The 12,449-nt window shown below is 26.0% G+C and carries 10 protein-coding genes; 1 reads left to right on the top strand and 9 read right to left on the bottom strand.

What is annotated here, in order from left to right:
• A partial coding sequence (glyS, locus tag D9V73_RS00630) for a glycine--tRNA ligase subunit beta (RefSeq protein WP_187307830.1) occupies positions 1-1,068 on the top strand: 1,068 nt, incomplete at its 5' end.
• Positions 1,069-1,080: 12 nt separating this feature from the next.
• On the opposite strand, the gene secF is transcribed toward glyS, so the two are convergent.
• From secF to D9V73_RS00585, 9 genes are all read right to left on the bottom strand, one after another.
• Positions 1,081-2,010, bottom strand: coding sequence for a protein translocase subunit SecF (gene secF, locus D9V73_RS00625; RefSeq protein ID WP_158336354.1), 930 nt, complete (start codon positions 2,008-2,010; stop codon positions 1,081-1,083).
• Between the two features lie 9 nt (positions 2,011-2,019).
• Positions 2,020-3,879, bottom strand: a complete 1,860-nt coding sequence (secD, locus tag D9V73_RS00620; RefSeq protein WP_158336352.1) for a protein translocase subunit SecD — start codon at positions 3,877-3,879, stop codon at positions 2,020-2,022.
• 406 nt (positions 3,880-4,285) lie between these two features.
• The gene (pheT, locus tag D9V73_RS00615) at positions 4,286-6,685 is read right to left on the bottom strand and encodes a phenylalanine--tRNA ligase subunit beta (protein WP_158336350.1); all 2,400 of its coding nucleotides are present in this window, start codon (positions 6,683-6,685) and stop codon (positions 4,286-4,288) included.
• 13 nt (positions 6,686-6,698) lie between these two features.
• Positions 6,699-7,682, bottom strand: a complete 984-nt coding sequence (pheS, locus tag D9V73_RS00610) for a phenylalanine--tRNA ligase subunit alpha (RefSeq protein WP_158336348.1) — start codon at positions 7,680-7,682, stop codon at positions 6,699-6,701.
• A gap of 243 nt (positions 7,683-7,925) precedes the next feature.
• A complete protein-coding gene (gene rplT, locus D9V73_RS00605) occupies positions 7,926-8,279 on the bottom strand; it encodes a 50S ribosomal protein L20 (RefSeq protein WP_158336346.1) in 354 nt (117 codons plus the stop codon).
• 38 nt (positions 8,280-8,317) lie between these two features.
• Positions 8,318-8,515 (bottom strand): 50S ribosomal protein L35, encoded by a 198-nt coding sequence (rpmI, locus tag D9V73_RS00600; protein WP_158336344.1) that lies wholly within the window; start codon positions 8,513-8,515, stop codon positions 8,318-8,320.
• 79 nt (positions 8,516-8,594) lie between these two features.
• The gene (gene infC / locus D9V73_RS00595; RefSeq protein WP_158336342.1) at positions 8,595-9,134 is read right to left on the bottom strand and encodes a translation initiation factor IF-3; all 540 of its coding nucleotides are present in this window, start codon (positions 9,132-9,134) and stop codon (positions 8,595-8,597) included.
• 3 nt (positions 9,135-9,137) lie between these two features.
• A complete protein-coding gene (gene thrS, locus D9V73_RS00590; RefSeq protein WP_158336340.1) occupies positions 9,138-11,066 on the bottom strand; it encodes a threonine--tRNA ligase in 1,929 nt (642 codons plus the stop codon).
• A gap of 196 nt (positions 11,067-11,262) precedes the next feature.
• Positions 11,263-12,309, bottom strand: coding sequence for a 3-deoxy-7-phosphoheptulonate synthase (locus D9V73_RS00585; protein ID WP_158336338.1), 1,047 nt, complete (start codon positions 12,307-12,309; stop codon positions 11,263-11,265).
• Positions 12,310-12,449 lie beyond the last annotated feature (140 nt).

The raw sequence follows: 12,449 nt of genomic DNA, 5'->3' as shown, positions 1-12,449 counted from the left end.
AAAGATCAAAAAATACCGTTTAATAACTATAGATCGTTATTAAAAAATGTCATTTTTCAAACTTCTTTAGGGTCTATTTTTGAAAAAACAAATCGAATTAAAGAACTCGTTACTTGGATAATACAATTTACTCACGCCGATATAAAAGATTGCATACGAGCCGCAAATCTATGTAAATGTGATTTAATGACCGATATGGTATTCGAATTTCCAGAAATGCAAGGTTATATAGGGATGTATTACGCATTACACCATGGTGAATCAAAAAATGTAGCTAAAGCTATAAAAGAACACTACTTGCCTCGAACATCTCAAGATATAGTTCCATTGAATCCTGTATCTTATTCTCTAGCATTAGCCGATAAAATTGATACTTTAGTTGGTTTATTTACTATCGGTAAAAATTCTACTTCTGGAGATAAAGATCCATTTTCTCTACGGCGCTTAGCTATTGCAATTATTCGAATTATTTTAACAAATAAGCTGTCTATTGATTTATTCAAGTTACTAAATCAATCGTTAAATATATATAATAATATCGAAGATAAAACGCTTATTTTAAAAAGTTTGAAAAAATTTATTTTAGATAAAATTTATTTTATATATATTAAACAAAAACATATTCCTTCTGTAATAAAATCTGTATTAACATGTAATATTACACAATTACTAGATATAGACGCTCGAATAAAAGCAATATCTGATATATATCATTCAGACGCTTTAAAGTTACTAATTTTAACTCATAAGCGAATTTCTAGTATATTAATTTTATCTAATGAAGTTCTATATGAAGAAATAAAATATGAACTTATAAAAAAACAAGAAGAAAAAATAATAATATCATTGTTAGAAAGTATACAAAACAAGATACAATTACTTTTTGTAAAAAAAGAATATAAATTAATTTTACTCGAATTGTATAATCTATATAAACCAGTTTGTGATTTCTTTAACAATATTAAAATACAAGATAAAAATTATTCTATAAAAATCAATAGACTAACTATGTTAAAAAAAATCCAAAATTTATTTCTAAATGTAGCTAACTTTTCAATTTTATATTAAAAAAATTATATTTTATGATCTTTTTTTATCATTATTTATAATTTTGTAACATTGAAACGATAGCGACGAAGAAACGTAAATAGAAGATAATGTGCCAACAAATATACCAAGCATCATTGTAAAAGAAAAAGATTTAATTATCTCATTGCCAAAATAATATAATATTGCTGCTACTGAAAATGTAGTAGCTGAAGTAATTAATGTTCTACTATATACTTGAGTTAAAGATAAATTCAATACATCCAAAAATGATAAATACTCAAATATTTTAATATTTTCACGAATTCGATCTGAAACTACGATGCTATCATTCAGTGAATATCCTATAATAGACAATAAAGACACTATAATTATAGAATTCATTTCAATTCTAAAAATAGAAATACAGCCTAAAGTTAATAAAACATCATGTAGTAATGACAACAAAATTCCTATAGATAAACTCCATGAAAATCTTAATACTATATAAATAGACAGAAATAAAAAAGCTAGTATTAAAGATAAAAATAATGTCTTTATTAAATTATTATCTGCACTAGGACCAATGTATTCAGAACAAGTAATCTGAGATTTTGATTGTGAATATCTGTAAAATACTGAAAGTATTTTATGAGAAAAATCTAATATAGATATATTAGGCAAATAAGAAGAACGTATTATAACATCATGAATACTTCCAAAATGACTAATGTGAATATTTTTTAATCCAATACTATTTGAAATATCTAATATTTTATCAATTTCTATTAATTCGTCACAGTGAACTTTTAAAAGAAAACCACCTGTAAAATCAATACTCCAGTTAAACCCAAATATTCCAATACTCAATATTGACAATAAAATACAAATTGTTGATAAAAAAAAATAAAAGTTTTTCCAATACATAAAATTATGTATTGATTGCTTTTTATTTAATATATTTATATTGTATGAATAAAACACGTACAAACCTTATATAGATAAATTTCTAATTTTATTGTCAGGATAAAAAACTTGAACTATGGTTCGAGTAACAAATAAAGAACTAAAAAGAGAAGTAAAAATACCTACAATAGTAGTTATGGCAAAATTTTTTATCACATCAGTTCCAACAATATACAGAACTATAGATATAATTAACATCGTTACGTTAGCATCAAATATACTCAAATATGACCGGTTATATCCCTTATGTACTGCTTCACGTATATACACATTGTTATTTATTTCCTCTCTTATTCGTTCGTTAATCAAGACGTTAGCATCAATAGAAAAAGCTAATGTTAATAATATACTAGCTATTCCAGGCATAGTTAAAACCATTTCCGGCAAAATAGACATTATTGCAAGAATTAATAAAAAATTAAACATCAATGCAATAAAAGCAATTAATCCAGACTTACGATAACGAATTATCATTACACATAAACACAATGTTATGCTTATTATACAACTTAAAATTCCATTCCTTATGTTTTTTTTTCCAATTGAAGGGCCAACTATACTTTCTTCTACGATAGTTACAGGAGAAATAAAAGATCCTGTTTTAAGTAAAATAGACAATTTTTTTGCTTCAGAAACATCGCGTATTCCAATAATTTGAAATGAATCATCCAATATAGAACTAATTTTAGCTATATTAATAATATTTTCTTTTTTATATAATAACATATTATTGTTACTAGATTTTGTTTTGTCATTAGTATATTCTACAGACAATATGGCTATATGTTCTCCTATATTATTTTTTGTAATCTCTGACATAATTTTACCACCCAATCGATTTAATTTTACGTTGACTAATATTTGGTTCAAATCATTTACTATATAGTTAGCGTCTGTAATATAATCTCCTGTCATAAATGGCCTTTTATACAATAACACTAAAACATTATCCATCCGATATAATTTAGAATCATTAGTAATATAATTATTACTTCTTATTGCACGAGTATCTACACTATTATTAACTAAATGAAATTCTATAGAAACATTATTTTTAAGCACTTCTCTAACTTGTATATTATTTTCTAATCCAGGCAATTCTACAGCAATAAAATTAACACCTTGTTGATGTACTATAGGTTCTGAAATACCCAAATGATGTATACGATTCTTTAATATATATATATTTTTCTCAATAACCGATTGTATTATAGATGTTAAGTACGTTTTACTGAAATTTGCACTTAATACGTATTGACTTTTTCGATTACAAATCAAATTAAAACGTTTTACATTAGATTCATATTTTATTTTATCTAATAAATAAGAATTTGGTGAACTAAATTCTATTCCATAATTGCTAATGGGTTTTATTTGTACATTATTGTAGTTATTTTTAGAAAAATAACTTAAAAAATATTTTATTATACTTAACCGATGTATTTCAAATACATTATTAGTATTTACTTGTAATAAAAAACGAGTTCCACCTTGTAAATCTAATCCTAGTAAAATTGGTTTAGCACCAAAAATACTAAAAAACTTAGGAAAACTAGTATTAGAACGAAGAGATATAACACTCGTTTTACATAACGATGTTTTATTTAATACTTCAAATGCTTCTAATTGTGAATTGATATTCTTGAAATGTAGAAATACACTTCTATCTTTTACTTCTAATTTAACATAATTAAGATGTTTATTTTTTAAAACATTAACAACGTCTAATATATGCTTTTTAGGAGAATAATGATAACTATAATTTTTTATCAAGCTTATTTTTATTAAAAAAGTATTTTTATAAAAATTAGGACATGCATAAACTATTCCTAATAATAATAAAATTATTATTATATATAATTTAAATAATGCAAAACGAGAAAACATATATTTAAGAAAAACCTTTATATAATTTAATTATTTTACAACATCAAAATAAAATTTAAATCAAATCTAATAAAATATAAATATTTTTTATAATGTCTATTTTAAAATACTATATAAATTTAAAATTTCAAACATAATTAAAATTCTTTCATAATATAATACTATCTTGTCTAATCGTATATCTTAAACTTTTTTAATAATGCGATATAGATAAATAATAGAAAATCAAAAAATGTTTTTTAAGATAATCCAATACATATTTGAAATATGCACGCCAAATTAATATGATAAACTATCAATGACGAATTCTATTATTAAACATTGTTAATTATAATTTAGATAATACATTCTAGCATTCTGCTTGAGTTAATATTTATTTTAGCAGCTACATATTATACCATTAAAACTAATTTAAAATATCTTTTCTCAATATTATCTTAAATTTTAATTTTAACGCCAAAATACATTGTCTCAAAATGTTTGAAATTTCTTCTTCTGTTAAAGTTTTATTTTTATTTCCAAATAAAAAACGAAAAGCTAAACTTTTTTTTCTTATCCCTATTTTATCACTACGAAAAATGTCAAATAAACTTATATCTACGATGTTTTCGAAAGAAAACTTTTTACATTCTGTAATAATTTCTCCTACTGAAACTATATCATCCACAATTATAGAAATATCTCTAACACTTCTAGGATATTCAGAAACTTTTTGTATTTTAACATGTTTAAGAAATGTAATCTTATCCCAAATTAATTCAAAAACAACAGCTTTACCTTTTAAATTTAATTTTTTCTCTATATTTGAATTAACAACACCTAAAAATCCAACGATTTTATCTTTTAAATAAATAGAAACACTTTGACAAGGATGTAATCCCAGGATATCACATTTTTTAAATTCTACTTCAGACAACTTTCCTAATAAATCTAATATAGATTCGACATCACCTTTTGCATCATAGAAGTCAACTTGTTTATCTAATATATCCCAATGAAGCGTATTTCTATACCCACTTAATACACCAGACAAATACATACTTTGAGTTACTCCTAACTGTTCTCTAGAATTATATGAAAAACATAATCCACTTTCAAAAAGACGAAGCCTGTTTTCTTGTCTGTTTTGGTTATAGCTAACACTTGATAGTAAACCAGTCCATAAAGAAATTCTCATTGATGACATTTCTCTAGAAATAGGATTAGATAAATATAAAGGGGTAATATTAGGAAACAATAATTTTTGAATGTCAGGATTAACAAATCCATATGTAATTATTTCATGATACCCTTGATCTACTAAATATAATTTAGCTCTTTTTAATGAAGTATACATCTCATCATCATATGAAATATTAGTATGCCTCGTTAAAGGAGCAGAAAATACTTTACTATATCCAAATATACGCAATAATTCACTAATAACATCTTCCTCTATTTTAATATCAAATCTCCAACTAGGAGGAATAGTTAACCAATACTGATCAAAAATAGTTACTTTAAAACCTAATTTTACTAAATTATAAGTAACTAATTCACTATCAATAACAAATCCAATAATATTATATAATTTTTTTTGATATAATTTGATAAGGTTTTGATTAAATATTTTTTTATTTTCAATTTTCGTTGTAATGTCACTAGATTCACCATTACAAAATCGAACAATTAAATCTGTAGCATATTCTAACGCTTCAAATTGCATGTTTAAATCGATTCCACGCTCATAACGATCGGTAAAAATATTTTTACACCCATATTTTAGAGACGTCTTAAATATGTCACTGTGATTATAAGCAGCACACCCTAAAAATAAACTTTTCGAACTAAAACTTATATTTGAAACACAAGAGTTAATATGCCCACCTAGAACTAATATTTTTTCTTCATCTGAAATAACAATTGTATCATCGTCAATGATGCTACGTTCATTGTTACAATTTAAAAACGTTTCATTTTTTAAAGATTTTCTTATAATAATTTTTTTCACAATACTATTTAAATCAATAATATATAAAGGTTGTCCGAGCTCTACTAAAACATAATTTATAATGTTATTAATAATATTAGAAGAAAAAACAGAAGAGCGTCTAAGCTTTTCTGACATCCAAAATGGAGTGTTTTGCAATACATTAATATTTCTTATAACTCGTCCAAAAAAACGAAAACATACATCTGGAATATTAATCAATATATCTAACTTTTCTGACATATTAACTGCACGAGGATACTTCTTAATACATGACAAAGGTAAATTATTCAACGCTGCAATATCTCTTGCTATACCCAATATACTTAATGCATCTGCACGATTAGGAGTACTACTAATTTTAATTATATTATCGTCTAAAGAGAAATATTTATTTACATCTGAACCTACAGCAAGATCAGACGGTAAAACAATTAAACCATTATCAAAATTTATTACGCCAATATCTTCACAAAAACAAATAATTCCATCATATTTTAATCTTTTTAATTCAATCAATTTAATAAATGCATAATCAAATAGTACAGAACTTCTAGTCGCTATAATTATGTTCATTCCTAATATAAAATTGATTTCTCTTGATATAACTTGAATGTGTTTATCGTTCCCGATATTTACTTGAAACAATAATAATTTAGACATACTATAATGTCTTAAACATTTAATTATTTTACCAACAATTAAATTAGTACATATATTTTTGATTTTAGTAACTTTTTCTACTTCTAATCCTAGTTGTGTCATCTGATCACTTAATAAACAAGTATTAATATCTGACCCTGTCCATTCTTTCAACCATTTTTCGCTGAATTCCATGACCTATTTACTCTTATTTAAACTGTTTAAGGAACTTTAAATCGTTTTCGAAAAAAATACGTATATCTGAAATACCATAACGTAACATGACAATTCTTTCTACCCCTAAACCGAAAGCATAACCCGAATATATTTCTGAATCAATATTAACGTTATTCAATACATTAGGATGAACCATTCCACAACCTAATATCTCTAACCACTTGTTATTATCTCCCAAAATATCTACTTCAGAAGATAAAAAAGTAAAAGGAAAATAAGATGGTCGAAAACGAATATTAATGTTTTTATAAAAGAAATAATTCAAAAATAATTCAATAATCCATTTTAAATTAGAAAAATTTATATTTTTATCGATAACTAATCCTTCAATTTGATGAAACATAGGTGTATGAGTACTGTCATAATCGTTTCTATATACTTTACCTGGTACGATAATTTTAATTGGTAATTTCATCTTGATCATAGATCTAATTTGCATATTAGAAGTTTGAGTACGTAACAAACGATTAGAATCAAACCAAAAAGTATCATGATCAGTTCTAGACGGGTGATTTTTAGAAATATTTAATGCATCAAAATTATGATAATCATCATCTATTTCTTGACCTCTAACAATCCCAAATCCTAATTTCAAAAAAAAATTTTCTATATCATCAATCATGCGAGTTACTGGATGTAACGTTCCAATACTATTACGACGTCCCACTAATGATACATCAATGGAATCTTTTTCTAATACCTTACAAAAAGTTTGCTTTTCTAATTCTTGTTTATACTCATTGATATTAGATTTTAAATTAGTTTTAAATCTATTAAGTATAGAACTAATCTCTTTTCTTTTTTTTAACGATACATTACGCAATTGAATCATTTTTGAAGAAATATATCCCTTCTTTCCCAAATACTTAATTCTAAATGTATCTAATTCTTTTAAAGTTTTAATACTTTTTATCTCTAACTTTACTGATTCCATTAATTCTAAAAAATCACACACAACTTCCCTCACATATTTGAAATAAACATTACATTTTGTTTAATACTCAAAAACATAACTAATATGTTAAAAAAAAGCTTCCAACTCGGAAGCTCTTAAACACATATAACGAACTAAGAAAATTTTAACGATATGAGTTAAAATAATTTACTTGTATTATTATCATTACCCGATATAATTTTATACCATAAAACAACTTTTAAATTAAGGGAGACTGGTTACTCCCTCATATATTAATTTTTATTAAAGAGCATTTCTTGAGTTTTGTACTAACAAGCTAAAAGTAACACTATCAAAAACTGCAATTTCAGATAACATTTTTCGATCAATATTTATTGACGCTTTCTTTAAACCATACATAAATTTACTATAAGATATTTTGTTCTCACGTACTGCAGCGTTAATACGGGTAATCCATAATTTTCTAAATTGACGTTTTTTTTGACGACGATCACGATAAGCATACTGTTCCGATTTAGTAACAGCTTGACAAGCCGATCTATATGTTCTCGATCGCGAACCATAATAACCTTTAGCTCGTTTTAATATTTTTTTATGACGAGAACGAGCAATTATTCCACGTTTTACACGAGCCATATTATGTTCTCCTTTTCTTGACACGAATTCAAATCAATTCATACATAAGGTAAAAACAAACTAACCTTATTTTTATCTTCCTTAGACACCATTGCTTTTGAACGTAAGTGCCGTTTGCGATCAGTAGATTTCTTTGTTAAAATATGACGCAAATTAGCTTGTTTATGTTTAAACTTACCAGATGCAGTTTTTTTAAAGCGTTTAGCTGCACTACGTAAAGTTTTAATTTTAGGCATGATAATATTCCAACTTAAAATAAATATAAAAACTAACTAAAAGAAATCATTTTAGTCGTAATACAATACAACAAAATCATTATTTTTTTTTAGGTGCTAAAACCATAATCATCTGGCGACTTTCAATTTTGAATGGAAATACTTCTATTAAAGATAGTTCCGATAAATCGTTTTTAATGCGATTTAATACTTTTATTCCAATTTGTTGATGCACCATTTCACGACCTCGAAATCTCAAAGTAACTTTTACTTTATTTCCATCTTCTAAAAAACGAACTAAACTACGCAATTTAACTTGATAATCTCCTTCATCAGTTCCAGGTCGAAATTTTACCTCTTTAACATTAACTATTTTTTGTTTTTTTTTCTGTTCTTTAATAGATTTACTTTTTTTGTATAAAAACTTACCATAATTCATAATACGACATACTGGTGGTTCTGCATTAGGACTAATTTCAACTAAATCTACTCCTGCTTCGTCTGCTTTTTGTAAAGCTTCTCTTAACGTAACAATACCTATTTGTTCTCCGTTAAAATCAGTAAGACGCACTTTTGAAGCACGAATTTCATGATTTATACGATTTGGTTTTGTTATCTGTATTCTTTTTCCGACTTTAATACTTTATTCCTCCAATAAATATAAATTTCGATTAACTATTTCTTGTTGTAATTTTTTAATAAAATATTGTATATCAATTAACTGAATATGTTTTCCTGATCGAGTTCTAAAAGTAATCTTATTACTAACTACTTCTTTATCGCCACAAATAACAATGTATGGAATTTTTTTTATGATTTGTTCTCGAATTTTAAAACCAACTTTCTGATTTCTTATATCTAATTTAACTCGTATACCTACAGAAAAAAAAGTGTTAAATAAATCTTTAACGTATACGATATGATTATTATTCACACTTATACATACTACCTGTACAGGAGATAACCACGTTGGAAAATTCCCAGAATAATTTTCTATTAAAATCCCTATAAAACGCTCAAGAGAACCCAATATAGCTCTATGAATAATTATTGGTACTTTTTTTTCATTATTTTTATCAACATAAAAAGAACCTAAATTCATTGGTAAATAAAAATCTAATTGTATCGTTGCGCATTGCCAAATTCTTCCTAAAGAATCAAGTAATGATAACTCAATTTTAGGGCCATAAAAAGCTCCTTCCCCTTTTTGATACTCAAAAAGTATATTATTTTCTTTTAATGACATTGCTAAATCATTTTCAGCTTGATCCCATATCGCATCATTTCCAATTCGATTGTCTGGACGAGTTGACAACTTTACTAAACTTTTTTTAAAACCAAAAATCTCATATACATCATAAATCATTTTTATACAATTACTAATTTCATCACGAACTTGATCTCTTCTACAAAAAATATGTGCATCATCTTGAGTAAAATGTCTAATTCTCATTAGTCCATGTAGAGAACCTGATGGCTCATTCCTATGACAACTTCCAAATTCTGAAATACGAATTGGAAGATCACGATATGAATGCAAAGTATTGTTAAATATTTGAACGTGACCAGGACAATTCATTGGTTTAATACCGTATATACTGCTTTCTGAAGCTGTCATAAACATCAAATGTTGATAATTATCTAAATGTCCGCTATTTTTCCAAATCTTCTTATTCATGATCAAAGGAGTTTGAACTTCTTGATATTGATACTTTTCTAACTTTTCACGAATAAACTTTTTTAACTCTCGAAAAATAATCATGCCATTATGATGCCAAAAAATCATTCCTGGCGAATCTTCTTGAATATGATATAAATCTAATATTTTAGAAATTCTTCTATGATCTCGTATCTTATATTGATCTATATATTCTAAATGATTTTTCAATTCAATTAACGTAGACCAGGCTGTTCCATAAATTCTTTGCAAAATTTTATTTTCTTTCTTTCTATTCCAATATACGCCAGAAAATTTTTGCAACTTAAAATAACGACAAAAAGAAACATTAGGAACTGGAATTTCAATTTTAAAATCAACATACTTCTGATAAAAACACAAAGATACCAATTGATCAATATTGAAATCCCTTTTCAAGATTGACAGTTTATATATTTCAAAACAATTTTCAAAAATTTCGTATGCTCTATTCCATGTCACTTGCTTCACATCAACATCATATCTTCTATTAGAAATATCTAACATACGCATTTCTAATAAATTTAAATCTGAATCAGTAAATGCAAAATCTATATCAATATCGCAATAAAATCCGTTTTCTGTAATAGAACTATATCCAATTTTAGAATCTGGCCATAATTCTTTCACTGCATACCCCAAAACTCCAATACAAGCACTGCGAATAATGTTTAAAAAAATTGGATCGTTATCATAAATTATTCTAATATTAGCATCGTAATCTATAACAGTATTTTTGTTCACACTAACATTATTTACATAACCAAAACAACAATTTTTTACTAATTCAGGTGAAACGTTTTTCACAATGTCTAATACTGAAATAGCATTTTTATACGTTATTTTTTGTCCATCAAACATCGTGATGACAGGCATTTTCAATCCTTAACTTTAAATAATTCTATTTATTGTATTTATTAAAAAATAAAAGTACAATATAACCTCATAAAATATGAAGAACTAATATATATGTTAATTTGTTCAATATTAAAATGAGTCTTAATTATTTATTGATTACAATGTAACTATAAATCAAAGATACCAGTTAAAATTAAATACTGGTATCTAAAAATTAAAATCTACTACTTACAGCATCTGCCAAGTTTTTAAGAAGATACACGCTATCATTCCAACCTAAGCAAGGATCTGTTATTGATTTTCCATAAATTAGTGGCTTATCATGAATTACTTTCTGAGAACCTTCTTCAATGAAGCTTTCAATCATAACTCCAAATATAGCTGTAGAACCATCTCTTATTTGTTTAGAAATAGACTCTCCTACATCACATTGTCGTCTATGTTGTTTTAAACAATTACCATGACTAAAATCAATCATTAAATACTCTAAAAGATTAAACTCCTGTAAGTACTTTACAGCTAAAGCTATATCTTTAGCATGATAATTAGGTGATTTGCCCCCTCTCATAATAACATGTCCAAATGGATTGCCGCTAGTATGATTAATAGTCATCTGCCCATGTTTATCAGGCGCTAAAAATAAATGTTTTACACTTGCAGCGCGAATAGCATCTATTGCAATACGTATATTTCCATCAGTTCCATTTTTAAATCCCACTGGACAAGACAATGCTGAAGCCATTTCGCGATGAATTTGACTTTCAGTTGTTCTTGCACCTATTGCACCCCAACTAATTAAATCTGCGATAAATTGTCCGATTACTATATCTAAAAATTCAGTTGCAGCTGGAAGCCCCAAGTTATTAATGTCTAATAACAATTTTCTAGCAATTGATAAACCATGATTGACACGAAAACTACCATTCAAATCAGGATCTGAAATAAGTCCTTTCCATCCTACTACAGTACGGGGCTTCTCAAAATAAGTACGCATTATAATTTCAAGTCGAGAGGAATATTTTTTTCGTAATTCGCTTAACTTTTTTGCGTACTCTACTGCGGCTACGGGATCATGAACTGAACAAGGTCCTATTACAACTAATAAACGAAGATCAGTTCCCGTCATAATATTAGCTATATTCTTTCTAGCTGTAATAACAGTTTCCATGATAGAAGATGTAATAGGATGACGTTGTGCTAATTCAACTGGAGTAATCAATGGATCAATTCGTATCGTTCTCAATTCATCTGTCTTTTTCATGTTTTTCTCTAAATATGTTTTAAAAAATGATACGTAAAATTTATAATTAGAAAAATCAAACATTAACGACCAATACTCAAATAAAATATATCATACAAAAACAATAAAAATTAGATATTTCTACTCTTTAAAATGTTACA

This window comes from Buchnera aphidicola (Melaphis rhois) (assembly GCF_005080745.1).
In the GTDB taxonomy this organism is placed as follows: Bacteria; Pseudomonadota; Gammaproteobacteria; order Enterobacterales; family Enterobacteriaceae; genus Buchnera_B; species Buchnera_B aphidicola_AT.
The sequence above is the reverse complement of the archived record's forward strand: the minus strand, read 5'-3'. Positions and strand labels throughout refer to the sequence as shown.

Bases quoted from the DNA above. Each gene is read 5' to 3' on its own strand.
- thrS (WP_158336340.1), bottom strand. From the start codon at position 11,066: ATGCCTGTCATCACGATGTTTGATGGACAAAAAATAACGTATAAAAAT.
- secD (WP_158336352.1), bottom strand. From the start codon at position 3,879: ATGTTTTCTCGTTTTGCATTATTTAAATTATATATAATAATAATTTTA.
- D9V73_RS00585 (WP_158336338.1), bottom strand. From the start codon at position 12,309: ATGAAAAAGACAGATGAATTGAGAACGATACGAATTGATCCATTGATT.
- rplT (WP_158336346.1), bottom strand. From the start codon at position 8,279: ATGGCTCGTGTAAAACGTGGAATAATTGCTCGTTCTCGTCATAAAAAA.
- rpmI (WP_158336344.1), bottom strand. From the start codon at position 8,515: ATGCCTAAAATTAAAACTTTACGTAGTGCAGCTAAACGCTTTAAAAAA.
- pheT (WP_158336350.1), bottom strand. From the start codon at position 6,685: ATGGAATTCAGCGAAAAATGGTTGAAAGAATGGACAGGGTCAGATATT.